The 15,517-nt window shown below is 64.3% G+C and carries 14 protein-coding genes; 6 read left to right on the top strand and 8 right to left on the bottom strand.

Annotation, left to right across the window (positions count from 1 at the left end; genetic code table 11):
• Nucleotides 1-136: 136 nt before the first annotated feature.
• Entirely contained in the window at nucleotides 137-2,206 is a 2,070-nt protein-coding gene (locus RFM41_RS30540; RefSeq protein WP_320253061.1) for a putative bifunctional diguanylate cyclase/phosphodiesterase, read from the top strand.
• A gap of 72 nt (nucleotides 2,207-2,278) precedes the next feature.
• Nucleotides 2,279-3,013 carry a polysaccharide deacetylase family protein gene (locus RFM41_RS30535; protein ID WP_320253062.1) on the top strand — a complete coding sequence of 245 codons (735 nt, stop codon included), beginning with the start codon at nucleotides 2,279-2,281 and terminating at the stop codon, nucleotides 3,011-3,013.
• Here the strand turns inward: RFM41_RS30535 and RFM41_RS30530 are convergent.
• From RFM41_RS30530 to RFM41_RS30520, 3 genes are all read right to left on the bottom strand, one after another.
• Nucleotides 3,004-3,462, bottom strand: a complete 459-nt coding sequence (locus RFM41_RS30530; protein WP_320253063.1) for a type II toxin-antitoxin system VapC family toxin — start codon at nucleotides 3,460-3,462, stop codon at nucleotides 3,004-3,006. The genes RFM41_RS30535 and RFM41_RS30530 overlap by 10 nt on opposite strands.
• Before the next feature lie 15 nt (nucleotides 3,463-3,477).
• Nucleotides 3,478-3,720: a type II toxin-antitoxin system Phd/YefM family antitoxin gene (locus RFM41_RS30525; RefSeq protein WP_320253064.1), complete on the bottom strand. Its 243-nt coding sequence runs from the start codon at nucleotides 3,718-3,720 to the stop codon at nucleotides 3,478-3,480.
• Nucleotides 3,721-3,787: 67 nt separating this feature from the next.
• Nucleotides 3,788-4,219, bottom strand: a complete 432-nt coding sequence (locus tag RFM41_RS30520; protein ID WP_320253065.1) for a MarR family winged helix-turn-helix transcriptional regulator — start codon at nucleotides 4,217-4,219, stop codon at nucleotides 3,788-3,790.
• A gap of 146 nt (nucleotides 4,220-4,365) precedes the next feature.
• Between RFM41_RS30520 and RFM41_RS30515 the strand changes: the two genes are divergently transcribed.
• Complete coding sequence (locus RFM41_RS30515) at nucleotides 4,366-4,773, top strand: hypothetical protein (protein ID WP_320253066.1); 408 nt, start codon at nucleotides 4,366-4,368, stop codon at nucleotides 4,771-4,773.
• 130 nt (nucleotides 4,774-4,903) lie between these two features.
• On the opposite strand, the gene RFM41_RS30510 is transcribed toward RFM41_RS30515, so the two are convergent.
• On the bottom strand, nucleotides 4,904-6,949 hold the full coding sequence (locus tag RFM41_RS30510) for an oxidoreductase (protein ID WP_320253067.1): 2,046 nt from the start codon (nucleotides 6,947-6,949) through the stop codon (nucleotides 4,904-4,906).
• Nucleotides 6,950-7,167: 218 nt separating this feature from the next.
• On the opposite strand from RFM41_RS30510, the gene queF reads away from it, so the two are divergent.
• Nucleotides 7,168-7,629: a preQ(1) synthase gene (gene queF / locus RFM41_RS30505; RefSeq protein WP_095818451.1), complete on the top strand. Its 462-nt coding sequence runs from the start codon at nucleotides 7,168-7,170 to the stop codon at nucleotides 7,627-7,629.
• A 224-nt stretch (nucleotides 7,630-7,853) separates the two neighbouring features.
• Here the strand turns inward: queF and RFM41_RS30500 are convergent, their stop codons facing one another.
• From RFM41_RS30500 to RFM41_RS30485, 4 genes are all read right to left on the bottom strand, one after another.
• Nucleotides 7,854-8,489, bottom strand: a complete 636-nt coding sequence (locus RFM41_RS30500; RefSeq protein ID WP_320253068.1) for a YqhG/Tai3 family protein — start codon at nucleotides 8,487-8,489, stop codon at nucleotides 7,854-7,856.
• 4 nt (nucleotides 8,490-8,493) lie between these two features.
• Nucleotides 8,494-8,967: a DUF3828 domain-containing protein gene (locus RFM41_RS30495; protein WP_320253069.1), complete on the bottom strand. Its 474-nt coding sequence runs from the start codon at nucleotides 8,965-8,967 to the stop codon at nucleotides 8,494-8,496.
• 92 nt (nucleotides 8,968-9,059) lie between these two features.
• On the bottom strand, nucleotides 9,060-10,709 hold the full coding sequence (locus RFM41_RS30490) for an ABC transporter substrate-binding protein (RefSeq protein ID WP_320253070.1): 1,650 nt from the start codon (nucleotides 10,707-10,709) through the stop codon (nucleotides 9,060-9,062).
• A 58-nt stretch (nucleotides 10,710-10,767) separates the two neighbouring features.
• Nucleotides 10,768-12,318, bottom strand: a complete 1,551-nt coding sequence (locus RFM41_RS30485) for a trimethylamine methyltransferase family protein (protein WP_320253071.1) — start codon at nucleotides 12,316-12,318, stop codon at nucleotides 10,768-10,770.
• Nucleotides 12,319-12,407: 89 nt separating this feature from the next.
• Between RFM41_RS30485 and RFM41_RS30480 the strand changes: the two genes are divergently transcribed.
• Both RFM41_RS30480 and mutL read left to right on the top strand, forming a co-directional pair.
• Entirely contained in the window at nucleotides 12,408-13,310 is a 903-nt protein-coding gene (locus RFM41_RS30480; protein WP_320253072.1) for a LysR substrate-binding domain-containing protein, read from the top strand.
• A 119-nt stretch (nucleotides 13,311-13,429) separates the two neighbouring features.
• Nucleotides 13,430-15,304, top strand: coding sequence for a DNA mismatch repair endonuclease MutL (gene mutL, locus RFM41_RS30475; RefSeq protein ID WP_320253073.1), 1,875 nt, complete (start codon nucleotides 13,430-13,432; stop codon nucleotides 15,302-15,304).
• Nucleotides 15,305-15,517: the final 213 nt, after the last annotated feature.

The following is a 15,517-nucleotide window of genomic DNA, read 5'->3' as shown; positions in this document are numbered from 1 at the left end:
AACCATTTTGCGAGCTTTGCCGCGCCGCCGCAATCGCCGCCAGCCTCCCTTGCCAACCTGTTAACCCTTTCCGGGCAAGCGTTTTCCCGCCACGAATCCAAGGCAGGAATCCGTCGACCGGAGGGGTCAGCAAGTTATGTCGCAGCAGCCAGTGCAGAGCGTTTCGCGCAAGCTGATCCTGCTCATCAAGACCGGCTACTGGCTGGCGCTGACGATCATTGCCGCCATGGTGATCGCCTCCTTCGTCCTTCTGCAGCAATTGATGGCGCAGCAGCAGCACAACCATGCGCTGCTCGACATCGTCTCGACGCAGAAGGCGCTGTCGCAGCGCATCGTCTTCCTGGCCAGCGCCACGGGTGCCGCCTCGCGCGACAAGCAGCCGGCGCTGGTCACCGCGCTCAAGCAGGCGACGGGCGAGTTCGAGACCAATTACGATCGGCTGCTCAAGGAGACCGGCGCCGATCCGCTCTCGCTGGCGCGCAACGACCCGAAGTCGATCGAATATGTGCTGTTCAGCAAGCCGTTCCACCTCGATTACTTCTCGGTCGGTCTCGTCGCCAATGGCGACAGGTTGGTCTCGTCCTTCGCGTCGCAACTCGGCATGCAGAGCGACGGCTACAAGGGCGGCGGCGACCGCGTCGGCCTCGACGCTTCCGTCGCCAACGCGACCATGTCCGGCTATGCGGCTCTTGGCCAGCGCATCAGCGCCTTCGCCGACGAGAAATCCAGCAATATCCTCGACCTGCACCGCACGCTGTTCTTCGCCACCCTCGGCGTCATCGTGCTGGTGGCGCTGTTCATCTTCCGGCCGATGTCCAACGCCATTCTGCGCAAGACGCGCGAGCTGGTCGACGCGCGCAACTCGATGGCTTTCATCGCCGTGCATGACGGCCTGACGGGGCTGCACAACCGCACCTTCCTCACCGACCATTTCGACACGCTGATCAAGGGCGCGCACCGCCGCCGCGAGCGCCTGGCGGTGATCCAGCTCGATCTCGACCGCTTCAAGCAGATCAACGACACTCTGGGGCATGCGGCGGGCGACTATGTGCTGGTGGTGACGGCGCAGCGCATGCGCGATTCCTGCCGGGCGTCGGACCTCTGCGCGCGGCTCGGCGGCGACGAGTTCGTCATGATCCTCAACGGCGCCGGCACCACCGAGGACATCCATGCGCTGGCCAAGCGCATCCTTGGCGAGATCAACGAGCCGATCATCTTCCAGGGCACGACCATCATGCCCGGCGCCAGCGCCGGCATCGCGGTCTATCCGGTCGACGCCGACAACGCCCAGGACCTGCTTGTCCATGCGGATCTTGCGCTCTATTCCGCCAAGAAGCTCGGCGGCGGCAACTTCTCCTTCTTCTCCGAGGAACTGCGGCGCGAGCTCGATTATCGCAAGCAGCTCGAACAGGATATCCGCACGGCGATCGCCGACCGGAGCTTCGAGGTCTATTTCCAGCCGCAGGTGTCGCTGACCAGCGGCAAGATCAGCGGCATCGAGGCATTGGTGCGCTGGAAGCACGAAACGCGTGGCATGATCTCGCCTGGCGAGTTCATTCCCGTTGCCGAGAAATGCGGCTTCATGCCGGATATCGGCCGCATCGTCATCAGCAAGGCGATCAACGAGGCCGCCGAATGGGACCGCGCCGGCATCGATTTCGGGCGCATCGCCGTCAATGTCTCGGGCACGGAACTGCGCGAGCCCGATTTCGACGCCTTCCTGTTCGGCACGCTGGAGCGCGCGGGGCTGCCGCCGCAGAAGCTGGCGCTGGAGATCGTCGAATCCGTCATCCTCGATGACGAGAAGACCGGGATCGCCGCGAAGCTCCGCCACATCCGCGCCGCGGGCGTGCATCTCGAGCTCGACGATTTCGGCACCGGCTATGCCTCGCTCAGCCACGTCAACCCGAACGAGATCGACCGGCTGAAGATCGACCGCCGCTTTGTCCAGAACATCAATGAGAACGGCGACAACACCAAGATCGTGCGCGCCATCACCGAGCTTGCCCGGGGCTTGGGCATCTCGATCGTCGCCGAGGGCGCCGAGACCGAGGCGGAGCTCGACTCGCTGATGGCGATCGGCTGCGACCAGGTGCAGGGCTATTCGATCGCCTTCCCGATGCCGCAGGACAAGGCCCGCGAATGGCTGACGGCGCGCAGCCCAAAAAAGGCGAAGCTCAAGGTACTGCAGGGCAGCCTCGCCTAGCACGTAGGTCAACAAGCTTGACACAACTGGGCGGGCATGGCGGCCTATCGTGATCGCAACCGGGATTTGCGGATGCCGCTTCGTTATGTCCTGCCGTTCCTGCTGCTCGCCGCAGCGCCGGCCCTGGCCGCCGATCGCACCGTATATCTGACTTTCGACGACGGTCCGCTGAACGGCACCAGCAATATCCTCGACGTGCTGCAGGCCGAGCAGGTGCCGGCGACTTTGTTCATGGTCGGCATGCATGCCGAGGCGAACGCCGCCAACCGGGCGCTGCTGCAACGGGCGAAATCGATGCCGCTGGTGACGATCGGCAACCACAGCTACAGCCATGCCTACAATCACTACCGGCATTTCTACGGCAATACCGAGGGCGTGGTCGCGGACATGCTCAGGGCCAATGCCGTGCTGGGCCTCAAGCCGGCCGTGCATGCGCGGCTGCCAGGGCGCGACGTGTTCCGGCTGCCCAATTACTCGAAGGACGACAATTCGCTCGGGCTGGCGGAGGCCGGTCGCGAGGATCCGGATTACGAATTCGTCGCGGCGTCGGGCTTCTGGCTCTATGGCTGGGACCACGAATGGGTGCATGAGGACAGCGGCAAGCCGGTGCAGAGCGTCGACCATCTGGTCAGCGAGATCGACCATCTGTTCGGCTACGGCCATTTCGCCAGGCCGAACAAGCTGATCCTGCTCATGCATGACGAGATGTTCCAGGACGCCTTCGACGGCAAGGCGAAGCTGACGGCGCTGATCGCGGAGCTCAGGCTGCGCCACTACGCCTTCGGCGCGATTGCGGGCTACGACTGAACTGGCCGCTCTCCGGGCAGCGCCGGTAGCACCTTCAGCGGATTGAGCATCGGCACGCCTAGAGGTGCAAAATGGCGCTCATTGCCTGTAAGGATCGTCAAGCCATGCACTTTGGCTGTGGCAGCGATCGCAATGTCCTCAAATCCTGGCTGATGCGCGCGGGCCCGATCAAGGATCAATCCTGCGGCATGCGCTGCGCGCAGATCGAGAGGCAGTATCCTTTCGCCATAAAGATATTCAATTGCCTGCCACCATTGACGAAGGAGTGCTGTTTTCGTCGTTGCTCCCTCGCATTCGGCTTTCGCGATTCCAGAGGTGATCTCCGATGCCGTGACTACGGACAAGAATAAATGGTCGCTGGCCTGATCAAGCCAATCCGCCAGTTCCGTCCGCTCATTCCTTTTGGACGGCGCCATTGCTGAAATGATGTTGGTGTCTAGCAAAAACATCGGCTGAAGGCCGCCTTACAGGTCAACCTTCCGGACTGGTTTGCGGACGCGAGGGGCAATGTCGTCTTCGCCCCCCGGAAACGCCGCCAGCAACCGTCCAAAGCTCGGCACGCGCGATAGCCTCTCGTATTCCTTGAACGACAAGATCACGGCTTGCTTGCGGCCATGTCGCGTGATGACGGCAGGCTCTCCCGCGACGGCCTTATCGACTACTGCCGAAAGCGTTGCCTTGGCATCCTTCAGTTGAATTTCCCGCATGCCAAGCTCCGTCATATGACCATTGTGGTCATATAGCATTGGCTGCCAATCGAATCAATACAACCGGCTAGATGCCCCCCGCATTCGCCCGCAGCATCGCCAGCATCTCTGCGAATTCGACCAGCCTGTCATCGGGAATGCCAGCCCGCAGCCGCTTGTCGAAAGCGACCGCCGCGAGGCGGAGCTTTTCGAACAGCGCTTCGCCGGACTCGGTCAGCGCCACCTGATGGACCCTGCGGTTTTCCGGATCGCGGCGGCGTGTCAGCAACCCTTGCGCTTCCATGGCGTTGAGGTGGTGGGTTAGCGTCGCGCCCTGGATGCCGATCATGCCGGCAAGCTCGCGCTGGTTCGCGAGTTCCTTCGACTTGACCGACAGCAAGGTCAGCCAGACCGGCAACGTGCCGCCGGCCTCGGCCATAGCGGCATCGAAAGCCTGCGCCACCACTTTCGAGGTGCGGGCGAGATTCATGCCGACGGGCGGGCGGTCAAACGGTGTCATGACGTGACAGTAGAGCATGCAATGGCAAGGTGGTACTCGGCTCCATGCATTGACATCTAATCGTTAGATATCTAACTTTGTCTTATTGATGACGCCGTATCCTTGTCGCGGCGTGCAGGCGGCGGGCAAATGAGAGGAATGCGGTCATGCAATATGTCTATATCATCACGATCGGCCTGCATGTGATGGCCGGCGTGTTCTGGGCCGGCACGACCATCGCTGTCGCGCGCGACCCGGAGATCAAGGCGGAGCGCTTCATCCGGCCGCAGCTTGGCGCCTCCGGCCTGGTTTTCCTGACCGGCCTGCTGCTTTGGTATTTCTTCCATGAGGGCGCGTTCGGCCCGATGGAGAAGGTGCTGGCGCTCGGCATTTTGACGGCGCTGATCGCCGCCGGGGTGCAGGGTGCCCTCGTGGCCTCCGCCAGCAGGCAGCTGGCCGGCGCCGATCAGGCGACGCAGACTGCGCTGCGGGCGAAAATGACCAGAGGCGAACGCATCGCGGGCGGGCTGCTGGTCATCACCGTGTTTTGCATGGCGACAGCCAAGCTGTTTTGACATCGCACGGCCGGCGCAACCGACCGGGCGCGGCGCGCAACGGACCAAAGCGGCAGGTGGCTCTCCTTGCAACGGTCCGTTGCGCGTCTTCTTGTTTCTGCATGATCCCTTCCGACCATGCCTTGCCCGATCAGATCCTGATCCCGAACCGGATGCCGTCATAGATGGCGGCGTGGATGTTGCGCGAGGCGACCGCGTCGCCGATGCGAAACAGCACGAACCCGCCTTCGGGATTGCGCGCGGGGAAGATGTCGCCGCCATTCACCAGCCGCTCATAGTCGACCGCGCCGCCATTCTTCGACAGCGGCTTGAGCGACAGATAGAGATCGTCGAGCGGCGCGGTGCCGTGCTCGACCACCACCTGGTCGACGCGCCGCTCGGCGCGCCAGCCGTCGGCAAAGTCCGAGGCGAGTTCGGCGACGAGCTGGTTGCCCTCGCGCCGCACCGAACGCAGCCTTGTGTTGATGGTGACGATGACGCCCTTTTCATGGAAGGCGCGCACATACGGCACGTGGTTCAGACCGCCCATTTCCGGCGCGAAGAAGCGCTCCGGCGAGACCAGCTCCAGCCGGGAGCCGCTGTTGGCGATGAGTTCGGCCGCGCCCATGCCCTGATGGCCGCCATTGTCGTCGTAAAGCAGCACGTTCTCGGCCGGCTTGACGCTGCCGGCCATGATGTCCCAGCTCGAGGTGACGAGATTGTCGCCTTCCGTCAGCGGCGAGTTCTGCGGCATGCCGCCGGTCGCCACGATCACCACGTCCGGCGACAGCGCCAGCACGTCGTCCTTTTCGGCCCAGGTGTCGTAGCGGACCTCGACGCCGAGGCGGTCGAGCTCGGCCAACCGCCAGTCGATGATGCCGATCAGCTCCTTGCGGCGCGGGTTCTGGGTCGCCAGGCGCACCTGTCCGCCGGCCTGGCTGGAAGCTTCCAGCACCGTCACCTGGTGTCCGCGTTCGGCCGCGACACGCGCGGCTTCCAGGCCGCCGGCGCCCGCGCCCACCACCACGACTTTCTTCTTCGGTCCTTCACTCTTCGCGATGATGTGCGGAATGGTCGCCTCGCGGCCGGTGGCGGCGTTGTGGACGCAGAGCGCCTCGCCGCCTTCGTAAATGCGGTCGAGGCAATAGGTGGCGCCGACGCAAGGCCTGATCTCGTGCTCGCGGCCTTCCATCACTTTGCGGATGATATGCGGGTCGGCGATATGGGCGCGCGTCATGCCCACCATGTCGAGCTTGCCGGTAGCGATGGCGTGGCGGGCGGTGGCGACGTCGGAGATGCGCGCCGCATGAAAGGTCGGGAATTTCGTCGCCGCCCTCACCTCGCCGGCGAAATCGAGATGCGGCGAGGAACGCATGCCGGTGACCGGGATGACCTTGGTCAGCGACGCATCGGTTTCGATCGTGCCGCGTATGATGTTGAGGAAATCGACCTTGCCGGATGAGGCCAAGCGCCTGGCGATCTCGACGCCCACTTCCTTGGAGATGCCATTTTCGAAATCCTCATCGGCGACCATGCGGATGCCGACGATGAATTTATCGCCGACAGCGGCGCGCACGGCGTCGAGCACCATGTCGGTGAAGCGCAGCCGGTTGTCGAGCGAGCCGCCGAACTCGTCGTCGCGGTGGTTGGTCAAAGGCGACCAGAAGCCGTCCATCAGATGGCCGTAGGATTCGAACTCGATGCCGTCGAGGCCGGCCGCCTGGCAGCGCTGCGCGGCCGAGGCATAGTCGGCGACGATGCGCTCGATGTCCCATTCCTCGATGGTCTTCGGGAAGGCGCGGTGCGCCGGCTCGCGCACCGGCGAGGCCGAAAGCACCGGCAGCCAATCGGCCTTGTTCCATCCGGTGCGGCGGCCGAGATGGGTGATCTGGATCATCACCTTGCAGTCATGCTCGTGGCAGGAATCGGCCAGTTCGGCGAGCCACGGAACGATGCGGTCGTCATAGACATGCAGATTGCCGAAGGCGGCCGGGCTGTCGCGCGAGACGATCGCCGAGCCCGCCGTCATGGTCAGCGCCATGCCGCCCTTGGCCTTCTCGGCGTGGTAGAGCCGGTAGCGTTCCTTCGGCATGCCGTCCTCGGAATAGGCCGGCTCGTGGCTGGTCGACATCACCCGGTTCTTCAGCGTCAGGTGCTTGAGCTGGTAGGGTTGGAGAAGCGGGTCGTTGCTGGTCATTGTCTTCCTGCCGTTTCAAATTGTGCGGGAGCGGAGCGCTCCCGCTTCCATTTCACGCATCGGATTCACCCGAAAACCGCTGCGCACTTTTCGGTCCGATGCTAATGAGCGGTCAAACGCGCTGCGCCCGCGAGGGCTGCAACGCTTCTTTCAACTTTTGTTTTCGCGCCCGCCGCCGTTGAACTGCGCTTCCAGCGGCTGGGAGCAAGGAGCCACCCATGACCGACGCCAAGAACCTCACCCAGCTCGGCAAGCACGTCGAGACGCCACAGAGCCCCGAACAGGCGGTCCTGGAGACCGTGCCGTTCCAGCGCGGCGACGGTCCGCCGGCGATCGTGCGCTTCACCTGCCCCGAATTCACCTCGCTCTGCCCGGTCACCGGCCAGCCCGACTTCGCCCACATCGTCATCGATTACGCGCCCGACCGGACGCTGGTGGAATCGAAATCGCTGAAGCTGTTCATGACCTCGTTCCGCAACCACGGCGCCTTCCATGAGGAATGCACCGTCATGATCGGCCGCCGCATCGTGGAAGCGACCAAGCCGCTCTGGCTGCGCGTCGGCGGCTATTGGTTCCCGCGCGGCGGCATCCCGATCGACGTCTTCTGGCAGACCGGCGCGCCGCCCAAGGACGTGTGGCTGCCCGACACCGGCGTCGCGCCCTATCGCGGAAGAGGTTGAAATTCTTAGTTGCGGAAGGCTGGCGGGACAGCGCCCCCCTCTGTCCTGCCGGACATCTCCCCCACTTGGGGGGAGATCAGATGTCACGCCGGCTTTCGCCAATCTCCAACGGTGCAGGACAAGCGGGGCGCCGAAGCTGCCAATCTCCCCCCTTGTGGGGGAGATGTCCGGCAGGACAGAGGGGGGCGCGAAGGATCGCCGACCCTGATCTTCAATCACCATCATCATTCGCACTGGTACTGGCTGAGCGCCCATTCGCCCGTCACCGAGAGAAGGTCGGAGACCTTCCAGCCGCCGCCGACCTTCTTCAGCTTCCATTCGAGCCGGTGCTGGTGGCCCTCGACGACGAAGGCGACCACCACCTTGGCGTCGTCGCCATTGACGGCCTCGATGGTGCGCAGGCTCTTGTCGATGGCGAGCTTGTCATAGTCGGCATTGTCGAGCGCCATATTGGGATCTAGGCATTCGCCCTGCCCTGAAGCGCGCAGCGCATCGCTCTTGTCGAGCACGGTTTTCGCCGGATCGATGAAGTTCTTGCGCTGAGCGGGATCGAGCTCAAGCCCGAGATGCTCGTAGAACGGCTTTACCACCGCCGTCGGCGATCCGGGCAGGACGGGCGCGGGAGGCGGCAGTTCGACCGGTTTGGTTTCCGGCGCCGGTGTTGCGGCCGGTGGCGAGGTGCCGACCGCAGGCGGCGACTTGTCGCCCGCAGGCGGTGACGCGTCATCCGCCGGCGCATTGTCGCCGGATGAGGCTTTGGGCGGCGGCGCGCCGAAGAGCCCCTGCGCCGAGGCGCCGCCGTTCAGCCCCGCGGCCAGCATCGACGAGCTCGCCAGCGCGAGGACAAAACGGCGAAGCACGGCGTCACTCCGTCGAGGCGCCGCATCCCAGCGCGCTGAGCTTCCAGTCGCTGGTCTTGGAGGTGATGTCGGCGATCTTCCACTTGCCGTCCACTTTCTTCAGCGACCACACCATTTCGCGTTTGGAGTCATCGCCTTCCGGGAAAAGATTGAAGCTTGCCGTCACCTCGGCGGTGTCGCCATTGACCGCCTCGGTGAGCTTCAGCGTCTTCGACAGGGTCTTCTGGTCGAAATCCTGGGCGTCGAGGCCAGGGTCGAAGTCGATGCAGGATACCTCGTCGGGCTTCTCCTTCTGCGCCTTGTCGTTGGCTTCGAACAGCCTGGTGACCGGCTCGGTGAAGCGATCGCGGTATTTGGCATCCGCCTCGAACTTCACCGAAGGCACATAGAAGAACTTCACAGCGTTGGACGCCGGCCCGGCAAGCGCGGCGCCGGGCAAGGCAATCGACATGGCAGCGGCAAGCACTATCGGCTTCATGCAGGATCTCCGGGGTTCGGTGCGCGGCGGCAAGCTCGCCACCACGCATCCTGCATATCGCCTTTTTTGCGGCTCATGAAGTCCAGGGACGTTCAGGCATCCAGCCAGACGTTCTGGAAGTCCATTTCATAGGTCTGGTGCATCGAATAGTTCTTCACCTTCTTGTTCATATGGCAGTAGAGCTTCTGCCAGAAGGGCTGGATGATGACGCCGGAGTCCTGCAGGATCGCCTCGACGTCCTTCATCACCTCCTTGCGCTGGGCGACGTCGATGAGCGACAGCGCCTTCGCGAGCTTGGCATCGAAGTCCGGGTTGGAGTAGGCGGTCTCGTTCCAGGCCTCGCCGGTGCGATAGCCAAGCGCCAGCACCTGCACGCCCAGCGGGCGCATGTACCAGATCGTCATGGAATAAGGATATTTCGTCCAGTCGTTCCAGAAGGTCGAGCCCGGCAGCACCGTGCGCTTCACCTTGATGCCGGCCTCGCGCAGCTGGCCGGCAATCGCGTCGCCGGTGTTCTTCTGCCATTCGTCCTCGACGGTGATCAGCTCGTGCTCGAAGTCGGCCTGGCCTGCGTCGGCCATCAGCTTCTTGGCGCCGGCGGCATCGCGTTCCTTCTTGGGCAGAGGATAATATTCGGGATGGATCGGGGCGACGTGATGGTTCTCGCCGACCGTACCGCGGCCATTATAGCCAAGCTGCATCACCTGGTTGTTGTCGACCGCCATCTGCAGCGCGTTGCGCACCCGCTTGTCGTCATAAGGCTTATGCGTGACGTTGGTGCGGGCGACCAGCGTGGTCGCCGTCGCCACCTCCGATTTCACCAGATTCATCTTGTCGAGCGGGTCGATGAAATCGGCCGGCGTTTCGAAATCGAGGTCGATCTCGCCGGAATCGAAGGCATTCAGCGTTGCGTTGAAGTCGGTGCCGTAGTCGATGAACTCGACGCCGTCGAGCGGTGCTTCGCCGCCCCACCACTTACCGTTCTCGCGGCGCTTGACCACCGCCTTCGATCCGACCGCGTAAGACACCAGCTCGAAAGCTCCGGTGCCGATCGGCTTCTTGATCGGATCGGCGCCATCCTTGTCGAAGTCGCGATGCACGACCAGGGCCGGATAATCGGTGAAGCCCGGGATGATGGCGATGTCGGGTTCGACAAGCTTCAGCTTGACCGTGTGGTCATCGACCTTGGTGATCGCGCCGTCCTTGGCCTTGCCGGTCTTGGTGTCGATCAGCGCGCCGACGCGGGCGGCCATGGAATTGCCGGAAGCCCCCTTTTCGCACCAGCGGTTCAGGTTGGCGACCACGTCGTCGGCGTTGAAGGCGTCGCCATTGTTCCAGGTGACGCCCTTGCGCAGATGCAGCGTGTATTCGGTGGCGTCGTCATTGACGTCCCAGCTTTCCAGCAGCACCGGCTCGAAAGTGAACTGGTGGGTGTAGCGCACCAGCGGCTCCAGCCATGTGCGGGTGACGTTCGCCATCTCCGTCCAGTCATAGGTGCGCGGGTCCTTCTGCGCCTTGACCGACATGGCGACATGCAGCGTTCCGCCCTTCTTCGGCTCGTCGGCGAGCGCCCTGGTCGGCGCGGCAAGGCCGATCATGCCATAGGCGAAAGCCGTCGATGCGCCGAAGGCGCTCGCCAGGGCGAGGAATTCGCGCCGGTCTACCCGACCCGCGCGCGCCTCCTCGGCCATCGCTTCGATAGCGGCCGGGACCCGGTCACCATTGCTTCTGAATAGTGTCATTCTCTTTCTCCCATTGATTTCTTCGGGTCTTCGCCCGGTTTGCTTGAACTGTGGTCTATCAACTAACGCTGTCCGGCAGCTTTTCCTCACGCCGCGCGATCAAATCCCTGAGACCCTCGGCGATACCCTCGTCGAGCTTCGGCTCCTGGTAATCGGCGAGCATGCTGCGCGCCTTTTCGATGCCGCGCGTGTCATGGTCCTTGGCGCCTTCGGCGCTCCACTGCTCGAAGGAATTGAAGTCCATGATGTTAGGCATGAAGAAGGCGCTCTCGAAATGCTCGAGCGTATGCTGCGTGCCGAGGAAATGGCCTTGCGGCCCGACCTCGCGGATCGCCGCCATCGCTTCCTTGAAATCGTCGAAGGGAACGCCGCCGGCATATTTGTACCAGCCGACCAGCTGCTCGCAGTCGGTCGCGAATTTCGAATAGCCGCAGGTCAGCCCCGCCTCCAGCCAGCCGGCGACGTGCCAGATGTAGTTGGCGCCAGAGAGGATCGCGGCATGCATCAGCATGTTCGCCTCGTAGCCGGCCTGGGCATCGTTGAGCTTGGAGCCGACATGGAAGCCGGAGGTGCGCCACGGCAGCTTGTACTTCCTCGCCAGCGCGCCCATCAGATACATCATCTGGGCCGCCTCCGGCGTGCCGCCCATCGGCGCCCCGGTCTTCATGTCGACGGTGACCATGAACTGACCGTAGATCTGCGGCGAGCCGGGGCGGATGAGCTGGGTCAAAGCCACGCCCGCAAGCGCCTCGGCATTGACCTGCGCCACCGCGCCGACGGCGGAAGCCGACGTCGAAGCGCCACACAGCGCGAAAGGCGCCAGGATCAGCGGCTGGTTGTGGCTCGCATAGACCCGCATGGCGTCGATCATGGTGGCGTCCCACACCAGCGGCGAATTGCAGTTGGTGATCGCCACCAGCACCGGGTTGTCGCGCACGAACTCCTCGCCGAAGACGATACCGGCCATCGCCATCGTGTCTTCCGCCCGCTCCTTCGAGGTCACGATGCCCATGAACGGCTTGTCGGAATGCTTCAGCGCCGAATGGATGATGTGGAGGTGCCGCTTCGGCACCGCGATCTCCATCGGCTCGCAGATGACCGAGCTCGAGGAATGCAGCGCCGGCGCCATGTAGGCGAGCTTATGGAAATTGTTCAGGTCGGCCAGCGTGCCGTAGCGCCGCTTGTTGTCGAGGTCGCGGACATAGGGTGCGCCATACATCGGCACGAAGATCGAGTGCTTGCCGCCGACGCGCACGGTGCGCTCGGGGTTTCGGGCATTCAGCGTGAATTCGGGCGGAACCTTCGAGACGAGTTCCATCAGCAGCGCGCGGTCGATGCGGACGCGCGTTTCCCGGACGTCGGCGCCCGCCGCTTTCCATAGCGCGATCGCCCCGTCGTCGCGGAATTCGCAACCCACCTCCTCGAGGATCTTGAGCGATTCCTCGTGGATCAGCTCCACCGCCTCGTCGGGCACGATCTCGTAGACCGGGATCTTGCGCACCAGCGTCGGAAAGGAGGCGATCGGAGCGCTGCGCAGCGCCTTGCGCCCAAGACGGCCGCCTCCCCGGCGGTGGGTCTGTTCAGTCAATTCAGCGGCCGGTGCGTTCATGGAGCCTCCTTCTTCCCGCCACTCACGTTAGCGAGGGAAAATATGGCTGTGACGCTGGAAAATCCTGATCTTCTGTATAAGCTCACCTTATGCGAAGCCTGCGCCACCTGCTGCCCTCGGCCGGCAGCCTCATCGTCTTTGAAGCCGCCGGCCGTTTGTCGAGCTTCACCGCCGCCGGCCGCGAGCTCGGCATGACGCAGGCAGCCGTTTCCTACGCCGTGCGCGGGCTGGAGGAGCAACTCGGCGCCAAGCTCTTCCAGCGGCGCCACCGCCAGGTGCTTCTGACCGAAGCCGGCGAGCGCTTCCATGCCGACGTCTCGCTCGGCCTGTCGCACATCCGCAAATCGGCGGAGGACCTGCGCCTGCAGGCGACCGGCGGGCATGTGACGTTAGCCGCCTCGACCGCTTTCGGCTCGTTCTGGATGATGCCGCGCCTGCAGCAGTTCCGCGACGAGCTGCCGGGCATTGATCTGCGCATCCAGACCGCCGACCGCGATCTCGACATCATCGCCGAGGGCATTCCGCTCGGCGTGCGCGGCGGCGTGCCGCGCGACTGGCCGGACTATCATTCGCTGTCGCTTTCCGACGAAGAGATCTTCCCGGTGGCGGGGCCGAGCTATCTCGCCAAATTCGGCAAGCCGAAGACGGTCGAGGAACTGGCGACGCACCGGCTGATCCACCTCGAGGAGCCTTATCGCGAGGCGCCGAACTGGGACGAATGGTTCGCTTCAGCGGGAACCAGCCTGCGCAATGCCGAACGCGGCCTGCGCATCAATGACTATGCCCTGGTGATCCAGGCGGTGATGGAGGGGCAAGGCATCTCGCTCGGATGGCGGCATCTGGTCGAGCGCCTGGTGGCATCGGGGCTTCTGGTGCCGGTGACCGACCATGTCATGCGAACCGGCATCGGCTTCCACGTCATCTGGCCAAAGAACCGCGACCTCAGCGACAATGCGCGCAGGGTAAGGGACTGGCTGGTGGCGCAGGCTTAGGTTTCACTCGTTCGGCGATGCAGGCAACGCTGGCGGGACGCGAAGGATCGCGACATTGGCTGTTGCCAACGTCATTCCACCCCTCCCCCACGCCGATCGAATCCGCCTATAATCGCCCGATGCCCATCCGCCCGCTTTCCGAAACGATGATCAACCAGATCGCCGCCGGCGAGGTTATCGAGCGCCCGGCGAGCGTGGTGAAGGAGCTGGTCGAGAACGCGCTCGATGCCGGCGCCTCGCGCGTGGAGGTCGTCACGGCCGGCGGCGGGCTGAATCTCATCCGCGTCACCGATGACGGCTCGGGCATTCCCGAAAAGGAGCTGGCGCTGGCGGTCGCGCGGCATTGCACCTCCAAGCTCGCCGAGGACATTCACGATATCCGCTCGCTCGGCTTCCGCGGCGAGGCGCTGCCCTCGATCGGCTCCGTTGCGCGGCTGTCGATCCGCTCGCGCACGGCCGGCGGCGACAGCGCGGCCGAGATCGGCATCGACGGCGGCCGCGTCTCGGCGGTGAAGCCGGCGGCGGCGAACCGCGGCACCACGGTCGAGGTGCGCGACCTCTTCTTCGCCACGCCGGCCAGGCTGAAATTCATGAAGGGCGAGCGCGCCGAAAGCTCGGCCACCAGCGATGTGGTGAAACGCATCGCCATCGCTTTTCCCGCTGTCCGCTTCACCTTGGCCGGCTCAGACCGATCGACGCTGGACCTTTCGGCAACCAGCGATACGCCGGAGGGCCGGCTCGCCCGCGTCGCGCAAGTGATGGGCAAGGATTTTCCCGACAATGCCATCGCCATCGATGCCATGCGCGACGGCGTGCATCTTGCCGGCCATGTCTCGATCCCGTCCTACACGCGCGCCAACGCGCTGCAGCAATATGCCTATGTCAATGGACGACCGGTGCGCGACAAGCTGATCGCCGGCGCAATCCGCGGCGCCTTCGCCGATGTGCTGCCGCGAGACCGCCATGCGGTGACGGTGCTCTTCCTGTCGCTCGACCCCTCGACGGTCGACGTCAACGTCCATCCCGCCAAGGCCGATGTGCGCTTCCGCGATCCGGGCCTGGTGCGCGGGCTGATCGTCGGCGCCATCCGCGAAGCGCTTGCCGGCGCCGGCATCCGCGCGGCGACCACGGGTGCCGCCGGCATGATGGCGGCGTTCCGGCCGGGGGCGGCGCCCTATTCGCATCCCGGCCCGGCCAACGGCCATCGCAGCTACGAGGCCGCCTATCACGCTTCCGGTTCCGGCGGCTTCGATCCGTTGCGCTCGACGCAGCGCCCCCTCGACATGGGTTATGGCGAGGCTAGGCCCCGAACCAATGGTTTTGCCGAGAACGACCAGGCAGCCTTCGACACCGGACCGTTCGCCAGCGCCGATGCGCGCGCCGGCATGACAGAACCGGCCGAGACGCTGCTCGGCATGGTGCTGGGCGCGGCGCGCGCGCAGGTGCATGAGAACTATATCGTCGCCCAGACGCGGGACTCGCTCGTCATCGTCGACCAGCACGCCGCGCATGAGCGGCTCGTCTATGAGGCGCTGAAGAACGCGCTGCATTCGCGCGCGGTGCCGTCGCAGATGCTTCTCCTGCCCGAGATCGTCGACCTGCCGGAAGAGGATGCCGAGAGGCTGGCGATGCATTCTGAGACGCTCGCCAAATTCGGTCTCGGCCTCGAACGCTTCGGCCCCGGCGCGGTGGCGGTGCGCGAGACGCCGTCGATGCTCGGCGAAACCAATGTGCAGCAATTGGTGCGCGACCTCGCCGACGAGATCGCCGACAATGACACCGTCGAGACGCTGAAGGAGCGGCTGGACAAGATCGCGGCGACCATGGCCTGCCATGGTTCCGTCCGCTCGGGCCGGCTGCTCAAGGCCGAGGAGATGAACGCGCTGCTGCGCCAGATGGAGGCGACGCCCGGATCCGGCACCTGCAACCATGGGCGCCCGACCTATATCGAGCTGAAGCTCGCCGACATCGAAAGGCTGTTCGGGCGGCGGTGAGGCGCGAAGAGCCCCTCACCCAGCCCCCGCTTCGCTCGGCTGACCTCTCCCCCGGTGGGGAGAGGAGACTTTCAGCGCCGGCGCCAACCTCTTCTCCCCAACGGGGCTAGCGTGCGCACACATTTGCTTCGGGTTGATTTTGTGAGGCTAGAAGGAAGCCGTCTGTGATGGCATTGAAGCGTCTGAGGCCGTGGGTAAAGGTGATGGGCCCTG

The organism is Mesorhizobium vachelliae (assembly GCF_033977325.1).
GTDB lineage: Bacteria > Pseudomonadota > Alphaproteobacteria > Rhizobiales > Rhizobiaceae > Mesorhizobium > Mesorhizobium vachelliae.
This window is presented reverse-complemented; position numbering and strand designations above follow the sequence as displayed.

Excerpts from the sequence above, each read along its gene's own strand:
- RFM41_RS30530 (WP_320253063.1), bottom strand. The coding sequence starts at position 3,462 with ATGTTTTTGCTAGACACCAACATCATTTCAGCAATGGCGCCGTCCAAA.
- RFM41_RS30480 (WP_320253072.1), top strand. The coding sequence starts at position 12,408 with ATGCGAAGCCTGCGCCACCTGCTGCCCTCGGCCGGCAGCCTCATCGTC.
- RFM41_RS30485 (WP_320253071.1), bottom strand. The coding sequence starts at position 12,318 with ATGAACGCACCGGCCGCTGAATTGACTGAACAGACCCACCGCCGGGGA.
- RFM41_RS30510 (WP_320253067.1), bottom strand. The coding sequence starts at position 6,949 with ATGACCAGCAACGACCCGCTTCTCCAACCCTACCAGCTCAAGCACCTG.
- RFM41_RS30535 (WP_320253062.1), top strand. The coding sequence starts at position 2,279 with ATGCCGCTTCGTTATGTCCTGCCGTTCCTGCTGCTCGCCGCAGCGCCG.
- RFM41_RS30495 (WP_320253069.1), bottom strand. The coding sequence starts at position 8,967 with ATGAAGCCGATAGTGCTTGCCGCTGCCATGTCGATTGCCTTGCCCGGC.
- mutL (WP_320253073.1), top strand. The coding sequence starts at position 13,430 with ATGCCCATCCGCCCGCTTTCCGAAACGATGATCAACCAGATCGCCGCC.
- RFM41_RS30525 (WP_320253064.1), bottom strand. The coding sequence starts at position 3,720 with ATGCGGGAAATTCAACTGAAGGATGCCAAGGCAACGCTTTCGGCAGTA.
- RFM41_RS30515 (WP_320253066.1), top strand. The coding sequence starts at position 4,366 with ATGCAATATGTCTATATCATCACGATCGGCCTGCATGTGATGGCCGGC.
- queF (WP_095818451.1), top strand. The coding sequence starts at position 7,168 with ATGACCGACGCCAAGAACCTCACCCAGCTCGGCAAGCACGTCGAGACG.
- RFM41_RS30520 (WP_320253065.1), bottom strand. The coding sequence starts at position 4,219 with ATGACACCGTTTGACCGCCCGCCCGTCGGCATGAATCTCGCCCGCACC.
- RFM41_RS30490 (WP_320253070.1), bottom strand. The coding sequence starts at position 10,709 with ATGACACTATTCAGAAGCAATGGTGACCGGGTCCCGGCCGCTATCGAA.
- RFM41_RS30540 (WP_320253061.1), top strand. The coding sequence starts at position 137 with ATGTCGCAGCAGCCAGTGCAGAGCGTTTCGCGCAAGCTGATCCTGCTC.